Genomic DNA, 24,903 nt, shown 5'->3' on the forward strand with positions numbered 1-24,903 from the left:
CACCGGATCTCTTGGAGAGACGTGCCTTCGTGGCGAGGCGTCAGTCTCGCTTGTCTTGCGGAAGCAGGCGGTCGTATTCCCGTTTGACCACGGCATAGCATTCGCAGGTGCGCCGCTCGAGCCCTTCGCGATCGAGCACGGTGATGTGTCCGCGCCGATAGTGGATCAACCCGGCACGCTGCAAGTGTCCGGCAGCCTCCGTAACGCCTTCGCGGCGCACGCCAAGCATGTTGGCGATCAGTTCCTGGGTCATGACGAGTTCGCTACCGCCCAGGCGATCCAGGCTGAGCAGTAACCACCGGCACAGCTGCTGGTCGAGCGAATGGTGTCGATTGCAGACGGCGGTCTGCGACATTTGCGTGATGAGGGCCTGGGTATAACGGAGCAGCAGGTGGAGGACCGGTCCAGCACGATTGAATTCCTGGAGCATCGCGGCCGCTTCCAGTCGGAATCCCTTTCCCGCGCTTTGCACCAGCGCCCTGCTGGGAGTCGATTCCCCACCCATGAAAAGCGAGATGCCGACGATGCCCTCGTTGCCGACCACGGCGATTTCCGCCGATGCGCCGTCTTCCATCACGTAGAGAAGGGAAACGATGGACGTGGTGGGAAAATAGACGTGGCTCAGCCGCACGCCCGGCTCGTACAACACCTGTCCCAAAGGCATGTCTACCGGCTCGAGCCGGGGTGACCACGACGCCAAGGCGTCGTCGGGCAACATGGCGAGCAAATGGTTGTCGCGCGGATCCTGAGCCGAGGCCATGCGCTTTCCTCCATGGGGTCCGCCCCGGGAGTCTACTACCTAAGTGCGCCAGCGCACCGACAATACGCTCGCATTGGTGCAGGGTGGGCGTCTGCCCGGCGTCCTGGGCCCAAAGAGTGCCATGATCCCTTTTCCCCGCACCAGCGCTGGCGTGTGACCGGCAAGACCATGTGGCGCACCGCGACGAAAGCGCCTGCCGCCGAACGTGAACCGGCGCTCCGTTCCGAACTCTTCAACGCCGACCAGCTGGAAGCCCACGGGTCCGTACTGGCGAGTCGCCACGGACTCGCGCGGAAGCGATCGTCGGAATGGCTACTCCCACGGCTGGCCGAAAACGAGACCGTCATCCTCGAAGCCTGCCGGGCATTGGTGGCGGCGGGCAGGCGTGTGGATGGCGCCACCCCCGCGGGGGAATGGCTGCTCGACAATCTTTACCTGATCGAAGAACACATACGGATCGCCCACAAGGACTTTCCCAAGGGATATAGCCGCGAGCTGGTGCAGCTGGAGAACGGCGCCTCGAAGGGCCTGCCGCGGGTCTACGATATCGCCCTGGAAGTGATCTCGCATGGCGACGGCCGGCTCGACGCGGCAGGTCTGGCGCGTTTCCTCGAAGCTTACCAGGCCATCGTGCCGCTGAGTCTCGGCGAGTTGTGGGCCATCCCCATCATGCTGCGCCTGGCCTTGATCGAAAACCTGCGGCGCATCGCGGTGAGGGTGATGCTCGACCGTTCCCGGCGGCATCGTGCCACGCGCTGGGCGGACGCCATGACTCGCATGGCCGTGAACGATCCGAAGAACATTGTCCTCGTGGTCGCCGACATGGCGCGTTCCTCGCCGGTGATGAGCGCACCCTTCGTCGCGGAGCTCGCGCGCCGGCTACAAGGGCAGGGGCCGGCACTGGCCATGCCATTGGGCTGGGTCGAACAGCGTCTGTCGGAATCCGGTCGCAGTATCGACTACCTCGTGCAGGTCGAGTCGCAACAGCAGGCCGCCAACCAGGTTTCCGTCGCGAACAGCATCGGAAGCCTGCGCGCGCTGGCGACCATCGACTGGCGCGATTTCGTCGAGGAAGCGAGCCAGGTCGAGGCTATCCTGCGCGAGGACCCGGCGGCGATCCATGCAGCGATGGATTTCGCCACGCGCGACCGTTACCGGCATGCCGTGGAGCGTCTGGCCCGAACGAGCCACCACGATGAAGTGACGACGGCGCGCGCTGTATTGGCCGCCTGCGGGAGGCCGGGCAACGGCGAGTTGGCCAGGCATGTCGGTTTTCACCTGATCGGTGCCGGCGCGCGTGCGATGGAAGACGAGCTGGGGGCGCGGCCTGGATTCTCGACGCGCTGCCGGCGCATCTTCGACACGGCCCCCTTTGCCTTCGCGCTGTCCGCCCTGGTGGTGGTCACGGCGGTGCTGGGCCGTGGGCTCATCGCGACGGCTTCGTCGCCGTCGGTGCCTGCGTGGGCGATGGCGGGCATCGTCATCGGCTCGCTGCTGGTGGCGAGTCAGCTCGCGATAAGCCTGTTGAACCTGCTGGCCACGCTGGTCACGATACCCGATTCGCTGCCACGGATGGACTATGCGGAGGGCATACCGGCCCAGGCGTCCACGATCGTGGTGGTGCCGACGTTGCTGGGCTCCATCGACGATGTCGAGTCCACCGTGGAATCGCTCGAAGTGCGGTTCCTCGCCAATCGCGACACCGCCCTGTACTTCGCGTTGCTCACCGATTTCACGGATGCGGATTCCGCCTCGATGCCCGGCGACGAGGACATCCTCGACTCGGCGCACCGACGGCTCGCATCGCTCAATGCGAAATATGCATCGCTGGACGCCGACCGCTTCTTCCTTTTCCACCGGCCTCGGACATGGAGCGAGACGGAGCGCCGGTGGATCGGCGCCGATCGCAAGCGCGGGAAGCTGGTGGCGCTGAACGCGTTGCTTCGCGGCAAAGGCTCGGAGGCCTTCGTGCGCGTGGTGGGGCGATTGTCCAGCCTCCCGTTCCTCCGTTATGTGATCACGCTGGATACCGATACGCAGCTGCCGCGCGATACGGCACACCTGTTGGTCGCCGCGATGGACCATCCACTGAACCGGCCGGTGTTCGTCAGCGACGGAAGCAAGGTGCTTTCCGGCTATGGGATCATGCAACCCCGTGCGGGCATCGGCCTGCCGGCTCGCGCGCGCTCACTCTTCGCGCGCCTTTATGGAAGCGACGCCGGAATCGATCCTTACACGCGCGCCGTGTCCGATGTCTACCAGGACCTCTTCCACGAGGGCTCGTTCATCGGCAAGGGTATCTACGACATCGATGCCTTCGAGCGTGCGTTGGCGGGACGGCTACGCGACGAGCGTATCCTCAGCCATGACTTGATCGAAGGCTGCTTCGCGCGTTCTGCCTTGCTCAGCGATGTGACCGTGTTCGAGGAAATTCCCGAGCGGTACGTCGACGACATGCTGCGGCGCCATCGTTGGATACGCGGGGACTGGCAGTTGTTGCCCTGGTTGCTGCCGAAGGTGCCCAGCATGACGGGCTGGCGGCGAAACGACCTGTCGGCGCTGTCGCTCTGGAAGATCTTCGACAACCTGAGGCGCAGCCTGGTGCCGTTGGCGGCGGTGGCACTGCTTGTCGTGGGCTGGTCGTGGATACGGCCGGCGTCGACCTGGACCCTGGCGATACTGTCCATGACCTTCGTGCCCGTACTGCTCCAGGCCCTCATGGAGGCATCGCGCAAATCGAGCGACATCGACTGGTCGCAGCACCTTCGCGTGTCGCTGGCGGGGGCGGGCCAGCACGGCGCGAGGCTGGTACTGTCCATGGCATGGCTGCCCCACGAGGCGGCATCCGGACTCGATGCGATCCTGCGCTCCCTCTGGCGCATGGCGGTGAGCCGGCGGCATCTGCTCGAATGGCGTTCGTCGAGCGAAGTCGAACGGCGGGGGCGGGGATCGCGGAGTGTTCCATGGCGAGCGATGTGGGCCGGACCCGCGCTGGCGTCCGGCCTGGTCGCCACGCTCTGTTTCGTCCGGCCCGCGGTGCTGCCGGTGGCCATGCCCGTTCTTCTCCTCTGGTCGCTTTCGCCGGTACTTGCCTGGTGGGTCAGTCGCCCCAGGACCGGATCGGCCTTTGATGCGAACGATACCGAGCGGCGTTTCCTTCGCGGCCTGGCAAGGCGTACATGGTCCTTCTTCGAGGAATACGTCGGGCCGGACGATAGCTGGCTTCCGCCCGATAACGTGCAGGTGACCCCGGACCCGGTCGTGGCGAGGCGCACGTCGCCAACGAACATGGGCCTTGGGCTGCTCTCCGGCCTCGCCGCCTACGATTTCGGTTTCATCGGCATGGGCCGATTCATCCAGCGGACATCCGCCACGCTGGAGACGATGCGCTCGCTCGAGCGACATCGCGGGCACTTCTACAATTGGTACGCCACCGACACGCTCGCTCCATTGCCGCCGCTGTATGTCTCCAGCGTGGATAGCGGCAACCTCGCCGGTCACCTGCTCACGCTGCAACGTGGACTGTTGGCCCTTGCGGACGAACCGGTCTTCCGGATGTCGTCGCTGCTCGGCTTGCGCGATTCGGTGGACATACTGGCCCATGAAGCCGGCACGACCGATGCGAAAGCCGACCTGGGAGCCTGGTCGACCGCGTTGGCGAGCGCGATGGATTCACCCCCGGGGAACCTCGACGAGGTGCTCGCCCTGGCGATGCTTCAGGGTGAGCACCTGCGGACGGTGACCGCGCGACTGGCGCATGCCTCATCCGCCGAGGTGGCTTTCTGGCTCGAGCGCGTGAGGGTGCAGTGCGAAGAACTGCTTTCCGACGCGCGACAGTGGCAAGGCGCTTCCGTCGCACCTTCCGCGATTCCGACGCTCGGCGATATCGCGGAGGGCGAGCCAGGGACTCCGGCGCACGCCCGCGCGGTCGAGCGCATGCGCGATGTCTCGACACTCGCGGCGCTCGCCCGTGAGTTGTCGATCATGGACCACGCTTTCCTCTACGACGAGCGCCGGCATTTGTTCTCGATCGGCTACGACGTCGAAGGGCGGACCCTCGATGCCTCGTTCTACGACTTGCTGGCGTCGGAGGCGCGCCTGGGCAGTTTCGTCGCGATCGCCGAAGGTCAGGTGCCCCAGGACAACTGGTTCGCGCTGGGCAGGTTGCTCACCACGTCGGGGACGTCCACGGTATTGTTGTCGTGGACCGGGTCGATGTTCGAGTACCTGATGCCGATGCTGGTCATGCCCAGTTACGAGGGAAGCCTGCTGGAGCAGACGTGTCGTGCCGCCGTCGCGCGCCAGGTCGCCTACGGCAGGCAACGCGACGTGCCGTGGGGCGTCTCTGAATCGGGCTACAACACCATCGACGCCCATGGGACGTACCAGTATCGCGCCTTCGGGGTGCCGGGACTCGGCCTCAAGCGGGGGCTCGGTGACGACCTGGTCGTCGCGCCTTACGCCAGCGCGCTGGCCCTCATGGTCGCTCCGCAAGCGGCGATCATGAATCTTCGACGCCTCGTGGACCTGGGCATGGCAGCGCGTCATGGCATGTACGAGGCGATCGACTACACACCCTCCCGGGTTCCGCCTGGGCAGGGTGCGGCGGTGGTTCGTTCGTTCATGGCGCACCACCAGGGCATGGCGTTGCTGGCCATCGAGCATCTCCTGCTCGACCAGCCCATGCGGCGCCGGTTCGAAACGGACCCCGCGGTGATGGCCACGAGCCTGCTGTTGCAGGAACGGATCCCTCGGACGGCGACGGAGTACCTGCATGCCACCGAGTTCTCCGGTGGCGCCACCGCGGCACCGGCGCCCGAAGCACGACTGCGCCTGTTCACCGATCCCGACAGGTCGCGACCCGCCGTACAGTTGCTGTCGAACGGCCGCTATCACGTCATGATCAACAGTGGGGGTGGCGGCTACAGCCGGAGGCACGCCATGGCGGTCACCCGATGGCGTGAAGACATCACATGCGACGCGCATGGCATGTTCTGCTACCTGCGCGACCCGGAGTCCGGTGACATCTGGACGACGTCGTACCAGCCCATCGGTCGCCGGACGGAACGGTTCGAAGCCATTTTTTCCGAGTCCCGGGCGGAGTTCCGCGTTCGGCAGCGCGGGTTCGAGACGCATACGGAGATCGTGGTCTCGCCCGAGGACGACATCGAATTGCGCCGCACCCGCGTGACCAACCAGGGCCGTGCCCGCCGCACCATCGAACTGACGAGCTACGCCGAGGTGGTGCTGGCCGATCCGATCGGTGATGCGATGCACCCCGCCTTCAGCAAGCTTTTCGTGACGACGGAGATCGTCGAGGAGATGCAGGCGCTGCTATGCAAACGCCGGCCACGATCCGCCGACGAGCAGATCCCATGGATGTGCCACCTCGTGGCGGTGCACGATGCGGATGTGGATGCCATATCGTACGAGACCGATCGCTCCCGCTTCATCGGCCGGGGGCGAAGCACGGCGCATCCCGCCGCGCTCGATCCCGGGGTCTCCCGCCTGTCGGGAAGCGACGGTGCCGTCCTCGATCCCATCGTCTCGATCCGCGTCCGCGTGACGCTCGATCCCGGGCAGACGGCGACCCTGGATTTCGTCACCGGCGTCGCGGACAGCCGTGACGCCTGTCTGCGCCTGATCGAGAAGTACCGCGATCGCCACCTTTCCGATCGCGTGTTCGACCTCGCCTGGACGCATAGCCAGGTGCTGTTGCGTCAAGCCAATGCGACGCTCGCGGACGCCCAGCTCTACGAACACATGGCGACCTCGATCCTGTATCCGAACCTGGCCTTGCGCGCGGAGCCCTCGTTGATCGCGGCGAACACGCGTGGGCAATCCGGCCTATGGGGCCAGGCCGTTTCCGGCGACCTTCCGATCGTCCTGCTCCGGATCGGCGACATGGCCCGCCTGGATATCGCGCGCGACCTCGTGCGCGCCGCCGCGTACTGGCGAATGCGCGGACTCGTGGTCGACCTGGTGATCTGGAACGAGGACAGCACCGGATACCGGCAGGCGTTGCACGACGCGCTGACCGGATTGTTGGCGTCCGGCTCCGAAGCCAGCCTGCTGGACCGGCCCGGTGGCGTTTTCATCCGGGCCGCGCAGCCGCTCTCCTACGAAGACCGGATGGTGATGCAGGCAAGCGCGCGCATCCTGGTGGTGGACAACCTCGGTTCACTTGCCGAGCAGATGGAACGTCATCGGCTCGACTCGCGGCCTGCACCGGTCGAAGCGGCCTCATGGCCGCAGAGACCGGCGCCACCGCCAGTCGATCGGACGACGGCGGTCGGGGCGTTCTCCGCCGATGGCAGCGAGTACGTGATCGAACTGGACCCCGGTGCGGTCACCCCCGCCCCATGGTGCAACGTGCTGGCCAATCCCTCGTTCGGCAGCATCGTCTCCGAGAGCGGCTCCGCGTATACATGGGCCGAGAACGCCCATGCCTGTCGCCTGACGCCATGGCACAACGATCCCGTGGAGGATGCCGGCGGCGAGGCCATCTACCTGCGTGACGAGGCCAGCGGCCATGTATGGTCGCCTACGCCGCTTCCCATGCGGGGCACCGGCGGTTACACGACGCGCCACGGGTTCGGTTACAGCACGTTCGAACATATCGAGGAAGGCATCCGTTCGCGGCTCGATATATTCGTCGCGATCGACCTTCCCGTGAAGTTTCACGTGTTGAGGCTCACGAACGAGGGAAATGCTCCCAGGCGTATATCGATCACCGCGTACGTGGAATGGCTGCTCGGCGACATCCGCGAAAAGAACGTGATGCACGTGGTGACCGATATCGACGCCGCAACGGGTGCCTTGTTCGCACGCAACGCTTATAACAGCGACTTCCCGGGGCGCGTCGCGTTCCTCGACGTGGGCGATCCGGAGCGCAAGATCGGCGGTGACCGCACCGAGTTCCTCGGACGCAACGGATCGCTCGCGTCGCCGCTGGCGATGCGCCGCCAGGACTGGTCGAATCGTGTCGGGGCAGGGCTCGATCCCTGCGGCACCCTGCGCATGGAGGTATTGCTGCCTGTTGGTGAATCTCAGGATATCGTCATCCGTCTGGGCATGTGCTCCAACGACACCGAGGCGCGTGCGCTGGTGAGGCATGGGCGAATGGACGGCACCGCGGAGGCGGCACTCGCGGCGGTGCGCGCCCACTGGCGGGATGTACTGGGCAAGGTACGGGTCGAGACCCCCGAACCCGCCATGGACGTGCTCGCCAATGGCTGGCTCCTTTACCAGACGATCGCCAGCCGGATGTGGGCTCGCAGCGGTTACTACCAATCCGGGGGCGCGATCGGTTTTCGCGACCAGTTGCAGGATTCGATGGCGATGCAGCATGCCGCGCCGGCCCTGGCGCGTGCGCAGCTGCTGGTGTGCGCCGCGCATCAGTTCGTCGAAGGCGATGTGATGCACTGGTGGCATCCGCCGACGGACCGAGGTGTACGCACGGCGTGCTCCGACGATTATCTGTGGCTGCCGCTGGCGACGAGCCGATACGTGGCATGCAGCGGTGACGTCGACGTCTTGCACGAGACGATCGAGTACATCGAAGGACGAGCTCTGCGGGCCGGTGAGGAATCCAACTACGATCTGCCACGGCCCTCTGGAATGAGCGCGAGCCTCTACAAGCATTGCGTGCAGGCGATCGAGCACGCGATGCCCCGTGGGCGCCATGGCCTGCCCTTGATGGGCGGCGGCGACTGGAACGACGGCATGAACCTGGTCGGCATCGGCGGGCAGGGGGAAAGCGTGTGGCTGGGCTTCTTCCTCAGCCATGTAATGCGCGAGTTCGCCGTGACCGCGCGAGGACATGGCGATCCGGCTTTCGCGGAACGTTGTCTCGCCGAGGCCGACAAGCTGGCCGCCAGCCTGGAAACGGAAGCCTGGGACGGCGATTGGTATCGCCGCGCATGGTTCGACGACGGCACGCCGCTGGGATCGGCCCGGAACGAGGAATGCCGGATCGACTCCATCGCCCAGAGCTGGTCGGTGCTGTCGGGCGTGGCCGGCACCGAACGAGCGGCGCAGGCGCTGGCCTCGCTGGACAGCCATCTCGTAGACCGCGGCGCAGGCTTGATCCGGTTGCTCGATCCCCCGTTCGACCGGACGGCGATGGAGCCTGGCTACATCAAGGGCTACGTTCCGGGCGTGCGCGAAAACGGTGGCCAGTACACCCACGCCGCGGTCTGGGCGGCGATGGCGTTCGCCAGGATCGGACAGCCGGACCGGGCCTGGGAGCTTGCCCGCATGATCGGACCGGCCAGCCATACGGGCGACATCGCTTCGGTCGAGTGCTACAAGGTCGAGCCCTACGTCGTCGCCGCGGATGTCTACAGCGTCGCACCTCATGTCGGGCGTGGCGGCTGGACGTGGTACACGGGTTCCGCTGGATGGATGTACCGGCTGCTCGTGGAATCCCTTCTGGGTATACGGCTAAACGGCGGCAAGCTGCGTTTCGAGCCGAACGTACCCGAGGCATGGGCGGGATACCGCGTGGAGTACCGCCACGGCGCCACGGCCTGGGACATCGATCTCCGCCCCGCGCAGGCGGGCGAGGAAACGAGCGTGCGCTTCGACGGTGACGTGGTCGATGGTGGGGAACTCGAGCGAATCGATGACGGGCTTCGACACAACGTGCACGTGACCTATCGGCCCCGCTGACGGTGGCCTAACGCGACGGCAACGGCATCACGTGTGTGCCGGCGCCGGCAGGCTCTCCTGCCAGCGCATGGTCATCGCCGCCAGGCTCTGTTGCACGAAACGCACGAAGTTCAGTGTCGCCTCGCTGACCGACCGGCTCGACATGGTCAGCGCGTGGAGGGGCAGGGGTTGGGGTTCGAACGCCTCCAGCACGATACGCAGGCGGCCACTGGCGATGTCGTCGGCGACCATGTAGAGCGGGAACTGGGCGAATCCAAGCCCGGCACGCGCCGAGGCGAGCAAGGCGCCGAGATCGGCCGAGGCCATGCGCGCATGGCGGCGTTGCGATACCGGCCCGCGGAACATCCGGTACCCGGATGTCTCACCCGACGCATAACTGAGGTAATGGGTTTCATCCAGGCTGGCCGGATGCACGGGCTTGCCGAAGCGGCGCACGAGGTCGGGGCTGCCCACCGTGACCAGTCGGACCATGCCGAGCGGGCGAGCGACGATATCGCTGCTGTCCGGCAAGGTCTCGCGCAGGCTGAGGATCACGTCTGCCTGTTGCCGCAACAGTGCCTCGATGTCGCTGCCATGGGTGGTCACCGCCAGTCGCGTACGCGGATGCGTGACGGCGAAGCCCGGCACGAGTTCCGCCACCAGGGGTGACAGCAGGCCCTGTGCCTCGATGCGCACCAGGCTGGCCGCATTCGCCGGGGGTGCCGCGGCGTGTTCCGCCGCGATCGCCGCTTCACACATGGCCGCCGCGTGGCGATAGACCCGTTCCCCCGCCTCGGTGATCGCGAACCGGCGCGCGTTGCGATGCAAGAGGCGCGTACCCAGCCGCTGCTCCAGCGCGATGATGCGCCGGCTCAGGAGCGAACGCGTCGTGCCGAGCCGGGTCGCCGCCGCGGAAAAGCCGCCGGCCTCGACCACATGGACGAGCAGGAAGAAGTCACCGAGGTTGTTGATCTGTTCCATCCGCCCGTGCCCCGCCGCCACATCGGCGCCAGCGCTTCATTTTAGTGAGCGCCGCCCGGCCCGTTTTTGGACGCGCGACGAATTCCTTTGCTGGAGCGGAAATGGATTGGCCAAAGGACATATACTTCGGCCGAAAACGCGCCGGACCACCGTCAGTGGCCGGAGCGACCGCAGGGGGGGAAGCCATGTCCGTTCAGGATGCTCACATTCTGGTCATCGACGACGCGCCGGAGGACATCCGGTCGTTGTTGCAGGCGTTGCGCGCCCAGTCCTGGCGCGTGACGCTGGCCACCACGGCGCAGCAGGGCTACCAGCGCGCCCAGCTCCTGGCACCCGACCTGATCCTGATGGACGTGCGCATGCCGGGCATGGATGGTTTCGCGCTGTGCCGCCAGTTGCAGGAGCTGCCGCGGGTGCGTCATATCCCGATCCTCTTCCTTACCTCCGCCGCCAGCATCGAGGAACGCCTGGAGGGCCTGAGCCATGGCGGTGTGGACTACATCCTCAAGGGCTGCGAGCCGGCCGAGCTCCTGGCACGCGTGCAGATCCACCTGCGCCTGGCAACCCGGGCGGATGCGTCGGTTCCGAGCGTCCAGGATGCGACCGCGCCGGGCCAGGACGAGGTGATCCTCCATGCCGCCATGCGACTCATTGGCCGGTGCTTGTCCGAGCCGTTGACGCTTGAACAGATAGCCAGTGCCGTCGGCACCTACGATAAGCGCCTCTCCGCCATTTTCCGCCAGCGGCTGGGCATGACCGTGTTTGCCTGGATCCGCGAGGAACGCCTGCGCAAGAGCCGGCAATTGCTGGTCGACACCGAGCTGGGCATGCAGGAAATCGCCGAGAACATCGGCTTCCGCAGCGCCTGTAATTTCACCACGGCGTTCCGCGAGCGCCTGGGCGTGACGCCCAGCCAGTACCGCAGGGCCGCGCGGCAGGGTGCTCCGGTCGATGCGGATACCGTGGGTGCGTGACCGGATGACCGCCCGCCGCGTGCCGTTCCCGCGGCATGTCGTGATGGCCTTGCTCGTGATCGCCGCGTGCCTCGGACGCTGGACGCCGTCATGGGCCTCGGCGGTGCAGCTGCCTTTGACCGTCTACGACCAGTCCAACGGGCTGACCAGCCTCTCCGTGATCCGCATGATCCAGGATCGGCAAGGCTACCTTTGGGCCGGCACCGAAAAGGGGCTCTACCGTTTCGATGGCGTGGGGTTCAGCCAGGTCGGATCGGAGAACGGTTTCCAGACCTCGGAAGTCATCGGTTTCGCGGAGGATGCCGGCGATCACCTGTGGGTGGCTTCGCGGGCGGGCCTGCAACGGCGGGAAAGCGACGGGACATTCCACTGGGTTCGGCCCGGCGGCATCCAGATCATGGCCGACCGTGGCCAGACCCTCGCCGCCGACGACCGCGACGGCATGCTCGTGGTGAGTGGACACCGTCTGTTGAGGTTGACCCAGGATGCCGGCGGACGCTGGACGGGCGCGCCGCTGTTCGGTGCCGGGGCGGAACGCCATGGGGAGGATCCGGGCGATGTCGCCGCGGTGCTCCAACGCAACGGCACCACATGGTTCGGCTGCGGCGGTGCCTTATGCCGCCTGCGCGATGGCCTGCTCACCCGGTACGGCGTCGAGCATGGCGTTCCCGCGGACAAATGGGTGGGTATCCTCGCCGCGCGTGACGGCAGCATCTGGGTGCGCGGCATCCGCAACGTGCTGCGGTTGCCGGCGGGCGCCTCCGATTTCACCCGTCACGACATCCCGGACGGACACACCGAGGTGGCTGCATCCAGCATCGACATCATCGAGGATCGCGCGGGACGGATAGTCACCCGCACGGACGTCGGCATCGCCCGTTGGGATGGCGCGCGCTGGGAACTGTTCGACACGGGCTCGGGTTTGCCCGGCGTGGGCATTTCCTCGCTGCTGGCCGATCGTGACGGCATGGTCTGGATGGGCACCTATGGTCGCGGCGTCGTCTATTGGAGCAATGCCGACGCCGTCGAGAACTGGACCTCGGCGCAAGGCCTGAGCAATAGCCTGATCTGGTCGATCGCCCGCGGCGACGCCCGTTCCGTCTGGGTCGCCGGCGAGGCCGGCGCGGAAGTGATCGTGCCGGAAGAAGGACGCGCGCATCGCGGGCCGCTGAAGGCCGCGCCGCCGAACCAGGCTCATGCGGTCATCGTCGATGCCGGCGGAATCATCTGGTACTTCCTTTTCGATGGACGCGTATTGCGTTACGAACCGAAAACGGAGAAGACCACGCAGGTCGCCGTGTTGCCGTACCTGGTACGTGGCGCCTACCTCGACCGGGCCGGGCATTTCTGGGCCTATACGCTGGGCGGGCTGTACGAGGTCGATCCGGTTCAAGGGCGCGTGTCACCCGCCGCGCCGTCCCTCATGCCCTCCACCATGTGCTCGGATCTGGCCGAAGACGCCGCGGGCGACCTCTGGGTGGCTTGCAGCGGCGGACTGTTCCGGCACGACGCCGCCGGCTGGGCACGCGTACGCGTGCAGCCGGCGGAAGCCTCGGGTGGCTACGAGAACGTGGCGGTCACGCCCGACGGAAGATTGTGGCTGAGCTCGTTGCAGCCCGGGCTGCTCGTCGGCCGGATCACCGATGCGGACCATGTGACGATGGCGCCGGTGAATGATCCCCTGCTCGCGGATACCCGCTTCTATTTCCTGCGCGCCGATCGGAGGGGCCGCTTGTGGGCGGGCGGAGGCAACGGCGTCGACGTTTTCGACGGTGGCGACTGGACCCGGCTCTCCACGCGCGACGGCCTGCTCTGGGACGAGACCAACCACGGTGCGTTCTTCGCCGACGACGACGGCTCCATCTGGATCGGGTCGCCGATCGGCCTGACCCATATCCTCGACCCCGGACAACTCCTCGCGCCGCGTCGGATTCTCCCGCTGCTCATCTCCGCCCACTACGGCGACCGCGATGTCGCCGGACCGGATGCCGCGTTGTCCTTCGAGGATGCCGCGCCCCTCGTGCTGCGGTTCGGTGTATCGGGCAATGGCGCGGGGCAGCCGGTACGTTTTCGCTACCGTCTTTCCGGGGCCGACAAGGACTGGGTGGAAACCGCGCAACGCGAGGTGCGCTACGCATCGCTGCCGCCCGGTCATTACCGCTTCCAGCTCCAGGCGATCGACGCGAACCGGCGCAACGTCTCCGAGCCGGTCACCCTCGATTTCAACGTCGATCCGCCATGGTGGCTCACGCGGTGGGCCTTCGCCATGGCAGCGCTGCTGGTATTGGCGCTTGTCGTGCTGGCATGGCGCTGGCGCACGCGCGTGCTCATACGCCACGCGCTACGCCTGGAGCACGTGGTCGAGGAACGCACGGCCGAGCTGCGGCAGTCGCTGCAGTCGCGCCGCATGTTGCTGGCCCACATCGGCCACGACCTGCGCTCGCCGCTGGGCGCGATCCTGGATGCGGTGCGCCAGTGGCGCTCGGGCAGGACGGGACGCGATTATCCACGGGCTATCGAGCGGCATGTGCGCCAGCAAATGGACCTCATCGACGAACTGCTGGAGTTCTCCCGCGGCGACCTTACCGAACTCACGCTCGAGCCCGTACCGGGTTACCTGCACGGATTCCTCCACGACGTGGCGGACCACGCGGCGCCGCTGGTGGAACGCCACGCCAACCGCCTGGAGTGCCGCTTCGATCCGCGCCTGCCGTCGTTGGCGGTCGCCGACTTCCGCCGCCTGCGACAGGTGCTGTTGAACCTCCTCGGCAACGCGGCCAAGTTCACCCACGACGGTCTTGTCGTTTTCCGTGTCGACCTGCGGAGCGGCGATGGCCTTCGCGTGCACCTGGCCTTCTCGGTCGAGGACACGGGCATCGGCCTCGGGGCCGATGTGGCCGCCGCATTGGCGCAGCCTTTCACACGTGGCGGCAATGCCGCGCACCACGAGGGCAGCGGTCTCGGGCTGGCGATCGTGACCCAGTTGCTCGATCACATGGACAGCCGCCTCGTGGCCGAGCCGGTGGCATCCGGTGGAAGCCGCTTCGGTTTCGAAGTGGTCGTGCCGCTGGCGAGCGAAGACGACCTCGAGCCGGAACTCGAGCCCGGTGGCGACATCGGTGACATCGACGGCGAGGGCAGGGCGGTGCTGGTGGTCGAGCCGCATCCGGCGCGGCGTGCCGTGTTGTGCGACCTGCTCGACGGGTACGGCTTCCGTAGCCTTGCCGCCGCCGATGGCAGGAGCGCCCTGAACGCCCTGCGAGACGACATGCCCGACGTGGTCGTGATGGAACAGCGGTTACCGGACTTGGACGGCTGGGGATGGCTGCAGGCGCTGCGGCGTGACCATCCGGGCTTGCCGGTGCTGCTCTATTCGGCCTTGCCGCCGCGACGTCCCGCCGACGCGGCGGCCAGGGACGACTTCGACGACGTCCTGCTCAAACCCGCCACGGCAGCCGAGTTCATGGCGCGTGTCGTGCGTCTCCTCGAACCGACAACGGATGAAACGGCGGCCGTCACACGCGACGGCGTGCGCTGATCCCTCTTTCACAAAGAACACGCATCCCTTCGGGCAAAGGTCCGCCTTCGCGATCCTGACGCCACCATGGCGACGGATGGGGCCTGGCCGCCCCGTACCCGCGAAGCCGCACCCTCGCACCTTTGCCGGAGCGGACGATCGTCACGCCGGGCATGACGCAATTTCCCACGCCGCCGCCTTCTCAGCGCGAGCGTCCATGCATAGCATCGGCGCCGCCGCTGTGACGTAAATCACAGCTTCACGCCGATACCGATTTCCCGAAAGCCCCAGGGCATTCGGGATGGAGCCCGTCGGCCAACGTCATGCCCCGTTACCTTGAAGGCGATCCCATGCCAGGGACAAAGTCACCGAACCTCTTCCGTCCGCGTTCCCACCGCTATGCGTTGGAGCCGCGCCAGATGTACGACGGTGCCGCGCTCGTGGAAGCGGCCAGCCACCATGTCGATCCCGCGGAAGCGGCGCATGAGGCGGGCAAGTTCCACAGCGCCGCCGTGGAGCAGCCGGGCCATGCCGCGCCGCCGCCGGCACCCAGTGCGCCGGCACCGACCCAGGTCTACGTCATCGATCAGAGCGTGGCGAACTGGCAGTCGCTGGTTGCCCAGCTGCCGCCGGGCGGCCAGGTGGTGGTGCTGGACGACAAGTCCTCGGGCCTGGCGCAGATCGCCGACGCGCTGCGCGGCGAACACGACATCGCGGCGATCCACATCATCAGCCATGGCGCCAGCGATTCCATTTCGCTGGGCACCGACACCGTGACGGCGGGCAACATCGCCGCGTATGCAAGCCAGCTTGGCGACATCGGCGCAGCGCTTTCGACCAACGGTGACATCCTTCTCTACGGCTGCGACGTGTCGCACCAGGACAACGCGCTGGTCACCCAGCTGGGCCGCCTGACCCAAGCCGACGTGGCCTCGTCCACCGACGCCACCGGCGCCGCCGCGCTCGGCGGCGACTGGGTGCTGGAAAGCTCGGTGGGACACATCGAGACCCGCTCGCTCGCACTCGACTACGACGGCCTGCTGGTCGCGCCGAGCATCGGCACCACCAGCACCGGCCTCACCGTTTCCGAACCCAGCGCGCTCAACGCCGCGGGTGCGGACCGCGGCACGCTCAGTGGATGGTCGATCGTCGACGATGGCGTCGGTGGCGACCGGGTGACGGTCACCGCCGTCGTCGCGGACCCCGGCAAGGGCACCCTGGTCACGGGAACGGCCGCCACGGCGGTCGCGGGCGGCTACCGGTTCACCGGTACCGTCGCCGAGGCCAACGCGTGGCTCAACCAGCTCAGCTTCGTCGCGGCCGACGTCGAGTTGGGCAATACCGCCGCGCGCACGACCATCGATGTCACCGTCACCGATGCGCAGTCGCTCTCGGCGACGCGCTCGCTCGATGTCACCATCACGCCTTCGAACGATCCGGTGGCCGTACCCGACGCCACCAAGACGGTACTGGAAGTCGGTGCCGGCGACAGCCCGAGCGTCACCGTGATCGGTGCCGACACGCTGGCCGCCTCCGATGCGGAAGTGACCATCGGCACGCAGTCCGCCAGCCAGATCGTCTACAGCCTCACGGCGCTGCCTCAGTACGGTTACCTCACGCTCGACGGCAACCGCCTCGGCGCGGGTTCCGTGTTCACCCAGCAGGACGTGATCGACGGCCGCCTGAGCTACGTGCACACGGCCACCGGCGCTAACCAGGACACCGCGGACGGCTTCGACGCCCGGGTCAACGACGGTGCGACGCCGCTCGACCGTTCCGCCACCGTGCACGTCAGCCTGGCGGTTCAGCCGGTGAACCAGGCCCCGACCGTCGGTGGCACCGGCATGGTCTATGAAGGCCAGCCGGCCAACGCCGTGGACACGGGCAACGTGGGCCAGTACATCGTCGCCGGCAGCGGTGGCGATCCGCAGGACACGGCGCTGCAGGTCACCATCACGGCGCTGCCCACGCACGGCACGCTTTACTACAACGGCGTCGCGGTCACCGTTGGCCAAAGCTTCGACTACGCCAACCGGAACCTGCTCACCTATCGCAACGACGGTGTCGACGGCGTCACCCAGGACAGCTATGGCGTGCGCGTCACCGATCTCGGCGGTGGCACCGGCACGCCGGGCAGCGCCGATGGCACGATCATGCTCGACGTCCACGCCGTGGACGACGACCCCTCGCTGGACGTCGGCAGCACGCGTACGGCAACCGTGACCGCCGCGGGCAACGGTAGCGCGGGCGCGTATTCGGTCGTGCTCACGACGGCCATGCTCGGCGCGACGGATGTCGATTCGCCGGAGCAGAACATCAGCTTCGTCACCAGCCAGGCCGGGCTCACCCACGGCTACCTGCTGCTCAATGGCGAGGAACTGAAGGACGGCGCCACCTTCACCATGGCCGACGTGCGCGCCGGCCGCGTGCAGTACGTGCAGGTGACCGGCGCCACGGCGGGCCAACAGGACACCTTCCATTTCCAGGTGGTGGACAACACCACCGCGCTGCGCTGGAACGCCGACGGCACCACCTTCACGCGCATCGGTGGCGACTACACCGGTGGTGCCTCCACGGACACGTTGCGCGATTACACCTTCACCATCGCTCTTGCACCGACACCCGACGGCAACGGTGGCGGTTTCCCGGTCCACGATGTGACCACGGGGGAGCAGCAATCCACCTATGCGGGTGTCGATCCGTCCGGCAACGCCATCGGCAGCGTGTCCGAAGGTGGCACCATCGTGCTCCACGGCACGACGACGAACGGGCAGCCGACCGACTTCAGCACCATGCCGGGGCTCAGCTATACCGCCGAAGGCGTGGACCCGTCGCAGGTGGTCTACACCTTCCTCGGGTTCACCAGCGACGGCGCGGGCACCGGCACCGCCGGCACGCTGCAGAAGCAGGTGAACGGCACCTGGGTCGACGTCGCCACCTATGGCACGTTCACCCAGGCCGACCTCGATGCGGGGCGTGTCCGCTTCCAGCACGACGGTGCCAGCGAAGACTTCCACGCCACGGCCAATTTCTCCGTTTCCGCCGGTCTGGTCACCGTGCAGAACGGGCAGGCGGTCGTGGACAGCTGGGAACCCTCGTTCGATATCTACGTGACGCCGACCAACGACCTGCCGACGGTCGTCGGCTCGTCCACCACGGTGATCAACGAAGGCGAGATCGCCTATATCACCACGGGGCAGCTCGGCCTGGCCGATCCGGACGATGCGGCCAGCGCGAGTTATCTCGAGAACTCGCCGACACTTCCCGACGGCAGCCCCAACTACGCGTACAACAACGACGCCACGGGCGCGAACGCGCTGAAGTTCGTCATCACCAGCCTGCCCGCGGGTGGCAAGCTGCAATACTCGACCGACGGTGGCGCGAGCTGGCAGGACGTGACCGCGAACACCTTGCTCGACGCGTCCATCATCACCGGCAGCGCGGGCACCACGGGCCTGCGCTTCGTCAGCAACGGCTCGGAAGTGCGCAGCGCCAGCTTCACCGTCGAGGCGCAGGATCGCTGGGGCGCCCGCTCGGCCACGGACGCCACCGTCACGATCCAGATCACCAACGTCAACGACGCGCCGCAGATCGCGAAGGACCCGACGCTGGCCGATCCGACGGTGCCCGCCGATTCGCCCAACAACATCGGCGGTGCCCCGGTCAACAATCCGCTCACCGTCGTGGAAGGCGGCTATGGCCAGATCACCACGGCCATGCTCCAGGCCTACGATCCGGACAGTTCCGCCGAGCAGGTGCAATACACCATCACCGGCGGACCGGCGCACGGCAAGCTGGCGTACTCCACCGATGGCGGCGTGACCTTCCACATCCTCGGTGCCGGATCGTCCTTCACCCAGGCGGACGTCGCGGCCGGCCGCATCTACTACCTCAACGACGGTACCGAATCCACCGGCGCCAGCTATCCGTCGGCACCCGACGACCGCTTCTTCTTCACCGTCTCCGACGGTGACAAGGAGCAGGCGGGCAACGAGTTCTGGGTCTACACCGATCCCACCAACGATGCGCCGAAGGTCACCGCGCCGGCCGGACCGGTCGACCTCGACAGCGCGGACCCGCAGTTCAACCCGGTGCCGGGTTTCAGCGTGGCCGATCCCGATCTCACCACCGTCGGCGGCGGCGAGACCGACTACCTCCAGGTCACCGTACGCCTGTTGCATGCCGACGGCAGCGCGTTCTCGGCCGCCGAATACACCGCCGATGGCGTCACGATCGGCTATGCGGCCGGTGGCGGCGCGGTCGTGGATGGCGACAAGAACGGCGGTGGCGACTACCTCGTGCTGAGCGGCACGCGCGCGCAGGTCAACGCCGCGCTGGCCGGGCTCACCGTGAACTTCGCCGGCGACCGCGACGCGAAATACCAGGTACAGGTGATCGCGGACGATCGCCTGCGCGATGCCAGCGGCAACCTCGTCGGCGGCGCGAACGGCGGCGACGTGAACCAGCCGGCGACGCCGGGTACCGGCGGTGCGACCACGCCCATCGATGCCACGAACTACGACTGGTACAGCGACGCGGCGCCCACCAACAGCGGCGACATCGCCGCCGCCGCCGTGGTGGTCCGCGCGTCCAGCGTGAACGAGCCGGGCACCCTGACCGGTCCCACCAGCGGCACCGTGTACGAAGACCAGGCGACCCACATCGGTGGCGGCTTCGTCGTGGCCGATCCCGAGTCGGCCGCGTTCGATACGCCGGTGACGGTGCGCGTGACCGTGCCCAGCGGCACGCTCGGCATCGGTGGCGGCGGCAACCAGACCAGCTTCACGCCGAGCGCGCCGGGCAGCCTCGCCGTCACCATCAGTGGCGACAACACCGGTACGCTGGTCCTGACCGGCCGTGCCAGCGACATCCAGGCGTTGCTCAACGACGCGACCAACGGTCTCACCTATCGCAGCGCCGCCAACGTCAACCACGACACGAACGGTGCCGCCGCGGGCGATGTCACCGTCACGCTGCACTTCGACGACACGGGCTCGGCGATCGGTGGCGATACCGGCGAGGGAAGCGTCGCCAACAACCCGGCCGACATCCAGGTCGCGCTCGACATCGTCGCCGTGAACGACGCGCCGACCGTGACGGCGGGCGCGGGCACCGTCTATCTGAACGGCAGCACGGCGGTGGGTGGCTTCGTGGTGGGCGACGTCGACTACACCGATGGCGGCGGGATCACGCAGGGCGAACAGGATTTCATGCAGGTCACCGTGCGCGTCACCGATGCCGCCGGCAATCCGCTGGCGCAGTCGGCCTACGCGAACATCGTGCTGGGATCGAGCAGCGGCGGTACGTCCGGCGCGACGGTGGACGGCACCTACGACGGGACCGATGCCGCGCTGGTCATTCGCGGCACGCGGCAACAGGTGAACGATTATCTCGCCGGCTTGCAGGTGTCGATCGGCGGCGATCTCGCCAATGCCGACCAGTCGTATCGCGTGGAAGTGATCGCCGACGATCGCCTGCGCGACACGGCCAGCGGAAACCTTGACGGTTCCGGTGCCGCCAACGGTGGCGAGAACGCCGCCGCCAACGGTACCCAGGCCGTACCGACGGCAGGTGTCGACCCGTATGCGGCCGTGCCCGGCGGGCTCACCCAGAACGTCGCCTCGTCGTACCGGGTGGTGTTCCCGTCCTCGATCAACAACCCGACCGCGATCGGTATCACCGGGCCCAACGGAGCCGATGAAAGCGCCGCCGGCCTGTACACGCTCAGCCACATCACCCTGGCCGATCCCGATGCCGGCACCGACAGCATCACCGCCACGGTGACGCTGCAGAACGGCTTCACCATCCACGACGTCAACGGGTCCACGGCGACCTCCGGCACCTATGCCGGTGCCACCTACACCTTCGGCACCGATGGCCAGGGCCGCAGCACCATCACCATCACCGGTTCCATCGACCAGGTGCAGTCGGCGATCAACGCGGTGGGCGTGCAGTTGCCGTCGGCGGAAGCGGGGGACAACAACGCGTACTGGAACGGCACCTTCCAGGTGCAGGTGGCCGTGAACGACAACGGCAACCACGGCAGCCGCCCGGACCGGCCGACGCTCGACGGCGATGCCGCCTCGAACGCGGGTAGCGATCCCAGCACCGCCGGCGACCAGTACGGCTACGCCGACGGCGAAGCGGGTTCGTCGAACGCGCTCGTCACCACGCGCGTCTTCGATGTCACCGTCAGCAGCCGCACCCAGGTCGGCGAGGCCGGGTTGGCCGACAACAGCGGCAGCCAGGGCGTGGACGGAACCGAAAGCTTCGCCCTGTTCAACGGCCTGGACAGCGTGACGATCGGCGATCCGGCCGCGGGCGCGGGTCATTCCGTCACGCTCACGCTGGCGCAGCTGCAGGACATCGCCAACGTGCCGCTCGCCGAGCGCACGATCCAGACCGATCACGGCACGCTGGTCGTCACCGGCTACCTTCCCGGTGCGGATGCGGGCCACGGCACGCTCGTCTATCACTACAGCCTCAACGGTCCCGTGGACCAGCCGGGCGCCACCGGCAGCAGCGAGACGATCGCGATCGCCACGCGTGACAGCGCCGGTTTCACGGACAGCGGCAGCATCACGGTGGATATCGCCGACGACGTGCCCGTCGCGCACGCCGACACGAACACGGTGGATGAAGACGGTGCGCCCGCCACGGGCAATGTCGTGCTCACCGGCGGCGGTGCCGACCACGTGGGCGGCGATGCCACGCCGACGCCGGTGTCCGGCGTGGTGTTCGGCAACGCGGGTGGGCCGGTCAGCGGCAATGTCGGCGCGGCGATCGCGGGGCAATACGGCTCGCTCACGCTGAACGCGGACGGCAGCTACAGCTATACGCTGGACAACGCCAACCCCGTCGTCAACGCCTTGAAGGATGGCGAGACGCGCACCGAGGTCTATACCTACACGATCACCGACGCGGACGGCGATACAAGCACCACGACGTTGACCATCACCATCGTGGGTCATACCGACGGCGGTCCCGCCGTCGTGCCGCACGACGGCAATGGCGCCGGCAATGGCGTGAACACCACCGGCGAAACCACGGTGTGGGAGTCGGGCCTGACCCCGGACGGTCCGGCAGGGCAGGCGCGTGACGCGACGGATACCGTCGCCATCTCCGCGCCGGACGGCCTCGTCAGCATTACCGTGGGCGGCACGACGCTCACCGCCGCCCAACTCGCCGCGTTGAGCGCCGGCACCCCGGCGACCATCGCGACGGCACATGGCACGCTCGTGCTGACCGGCTTCACGGCGACCGCCGAGGTCGGAGGCGTGCCGACCGCGGGCACGCTCACCTATACCTACACCTTGGGCGGATCCATCGCCCAACCCGGCACGGACCACAGCACCGACGACATCGCCTTGTCCGTCACCGATGCCGGTGGCGGCAGTGCCGCGGGCACCCTCGTGGTCAACATCGTGGACGATGCCCCGACCGCCCGTCCCGATAGCGCCGACATCGGCGAGGACGGCACGGCGGTCGTCAATGGCAACGTCGTCTCCGCGACGGGTCCGGGCGATATCGCCGACCGCCTCGGCGCCGACGGAATCGCTTCGCCGGTGGCGGGCGTCGCCGCCGGCACGGCAGGCGGCCCCCTCGCCGGCAGCGTCGGCACGGGCGTGGCCGGCCAGTACGGTACGCTCACGCTCAACGCCGACGGCAGCTATGGTTACGCGCTGGACAACGGCAACGCCGCCGTGAACGCCTTGAAGGACGGGCAGACGCTTACCGACGTCTACAGCTACACCATCGTCGACGCGGACGGCGACACCAGCACCACGACGCTGACCATCACCATCCATGGCCATACCGACAGCGCGCCGTCGATCGTGCCCGTGGACGGCAATGGCGGGGCGGCCGGTCACGCCACGGTCATCGAGGCGGGCCTGGTCGATCACGATGGGTCGCAGGTCACCACCGGCAGCATCGAACTGACCGCCGACGATGGGCTGGCCAGCGTGACGGTGGGCGGCACCACGCTCACCACCGCGCAGCTCGCCGCGCTCGGCAGCGGTTCGCCGGTCAGCATCACGACGCCGGATGGCACGCTCGTGCTCACCGGCTTCAACCCGACCTCGATCGTCGGCGGCGTTCCGACAGCGGGCACGCTCAGCTATACCTACACGCTGGATCGCGCGGCCTCCCAGCCAGGTGCCACCGATAGCACCGAGAGCATCGCGCTGACCGTCACCGACGCCGGTGGCGACACGGCGGCGGGAACCCTCGTCGTGAACATCGTCGACGATGTGCCGACGGCCCGCGACGACACGGCGGCCGTCACCGAGAACACCGCCGGTGTCACCGGGTCGGTGCTCGTCAACGACCGCGTCGGTGCCGACGGCACTGCCACGCCGGTCAGCGCGGTCGGTTTCCACGGCACGGCGGGATCGGTCGGTTCGCCGCTCGGGGGCAGCTACGGCACGCTCACGCTCAACGCCGACGGCAGCTACAGCTACGCGCTCGACAACGACAACCCGGCGGTGAACGCACTGAAGGACGGGCAAACGCTCACCGAAACCTTCACCTACGTCATCACCGATGCCGACGGCGACAGCAGCACCGCGACGTTGACCATCACGATCGGCGGCGTGACCGACGGCAACCCGTCGATCGTCCCCGTGGACCGGGACGGCAACGTCGGCGGCCACGCGGCGGTCGGCGAGCCGGGCCTGGTCGATGGCGGCAGCAGCGACACTACCAGTGGCCATATCGACCTGAGTGCCCTGGACGGCCTCGCCAGCGTCACCGTGGGCGGCACCACGCTTACGCCGGAGCAGTTGTCCGCGCTGAGCCCGCAGCATCCGGTCACCATCGTCACGCCGGACGGCACACTCGTGCTCACCGGCTTCACCGCCACCTCGACGGTGAATGGCGTGGCGACGGCGGGTACGCTCGATTACACGTACACGCTCGACCATGCGTTGCAGCAGCCCGGTTCGACGGCCACCAGCGATGTCATCGCGCTGGGTGTCACCGACGTGACCGGTGGCGTGTCCACCGGCAGGCTGGTGGTCGACATCGCCGACGACGTGCCCGTCGCGCACGACGACAGCGCCACCATCGTCCAGGATGCCGGACAGACCGGCGCCAGTGGCAACGTGTTCACCGGCAAGGGCCCCTCGCACGACGGTTCCGACCGGATCGGTGCCGACGGTCCGGCGGCCGGTGGCCCGCTCACCGGCGTGGTATCGGCCAACCTCGGCACGTCCGGCACGATCGGTGGCGGCAGCCGTGGCGAGTTCGGCACGCTGATCCTCAACGCGGACGGCTCGTACACGTACCAGCTCGACGTCCACAACCCGAGGGTGAGCGCGCTCGACGCCAGCCGCACGCTGAGCGAGGTGTTCGTCTACACCATCACGGATGCCGACGGCGACGTGAGCGAAGCACGCCTCACCATCACGATCCAGGGCACGACGCCGCCGATGCAGGCACGCTGGGGCGACCAGATCTTCCCTGTCGCCTACGACCGGACCACGCGCGATATCCGCCAGGGTTACGAGCCAGGCCTGTTCGTCCTGCCGGCGGTGGACCAGTCGCAAGGCGACACGATGCGCTGGCACAACCAGTGGATCACCGGCCGCTACGACGCCACCTCGGACCTCGGCGACGCGCCGCTGGACCCGTCGAACACCCAGCACGTGCTGCGTGATGGCGTGGCCTTCTCGCGCCAGTTGCTCGCCGAGGCGCATAGCCGCGCGCGAGTCGCCCTCAACGATTTCGGACTGGGCTCGAGCGTGTTGTGGGACGACTTCTCGCCGTTCTCGCCGACGCGCATCCAGGATCTGGAGAAAACGAACGAGGCACACGCCGAGCGGACGCAGCCTGCGACCAGGCCTGCCCATGAGGTACCCACCACCATGCGTGTGCCACCACCGGCGTCCACGCCGGCCGGTGCGCCATCGCTGACGGCACAGATCGCGGCGATGGCCAAGGCCGCCGCCATGCCGTTGGCCTCCGCACCCGCACCCACGCAGCCACGCCACTAATCGCGAGCCCGGCGATCCACGCAT

At 67.5% G+C, this 24,903-nt stretch carries 6 protein-coding genes; 4 read left to right on the forward strand and 2 right to left on the reverse strand.

Features of this window, described 5'->3' with window-relative positions; genetic code table 11:
- Positions 1-40: 40 nt before the first annotated feature.
- Complete coding sequence (locus J2T07_RS01580; protein ID WP_306846805.1) at positions 41-760, reverse strand: Crp/Fnr family transcriptional regulator; 720 nt, start codon at positions 758-760, stop codon at positions 41-43.
- Between the two features lie 168 nt (positions 761-928).
- Here J2T07_RS01580 and J2T07_RS01585 point away from each other — a divergent pair, with 168 nt between their 5' ends.
- Positions 929-9,433 carry a glycoside hydrolase family 94 protein gene (locus J2T07_RS01585; protein WP_306846806.1) on the forward strand — a complete coding sequence of 2,835 codons (8,505 nt, stop codon included), beginning with the start codon at positions 929-931 and terminating at the stop codon, positions 9,431-9,433.
- Positions 9,434-9,460: 27 nt separating this feature from the next.
- Here the strand turns inward: J2T07_RS01585 and J2T07_RS01590 are convergent, their stop codons facing one another.
- Complete coding sequence (locus tag J2T07_RS01590) at positions 9,461-10,393, reverse strand: LysR substrate-binding domain-containing protein (protein ID WP_306846807.1); 933 nt, start codon at positions 10,391-10,393, stop codon at positions 9,461-9,463.
- Between the two features lie 185 nt (positions 10,394-10,578).
- Between J2T07_RS01590 and J2T07_RS01595 the strand changes: the two genes are divergently transcribed.
- The 3 genes from J2T07_RS01595 (at position 10,579) to J2T07_RS01605 (ending at position 24,879) form a co-directional block, all read left to right on the forward strand.
- Complete coding sequence (locus J2T07_RS01595; RefSeq protein WP_306846808.1) at positions 10,579-11,367, forward strand: response regulator transcription factor; 789 nt, start codon at positions 10,579-10,581, stop codon at positions 11,365-11,367.
- 4 nt (positions 11,368-11,371) lie between these two features.
- Positions 11,372-14,905: a hybrid sensor histidine kinase/response regulator gene (locus J2T07_RS01600; protein WP_306846809.1), complete on the forward strand. Its 3,534-nt coding sequence runs from the start codon at positions 11,372-11,374 to the stop codon at positions 14,903-14,905.
- A 329-nt stretch (positions 14,906-15,234) separates the two neighbouring features.
- The gene (locus J2T07_RS01605) at positions 15,235-24,879 is read left to right on the forward strand and encodes a cadherin-like domain-containing protein (protein WP_306846810.1); all 9,645 of its coding nucleotides are present in this window, start codon (positions 15,235-15,237) and stop codon (positions 24,877-24,879) included.
- The last annotated feature ends 24 nt before the right edge of the window (positions 24,880-24,903 follow it).

The organism is Luteibacter jiangsuensis, assembly GCF_030812295.1.
Lineage (GTDB): Bacteria > Pseudomonadota > Gammaproteobacteria > Xanthomonadales > Rhodanobacteraceae > Luteibacter > Luteibacter jiangsuensis_A.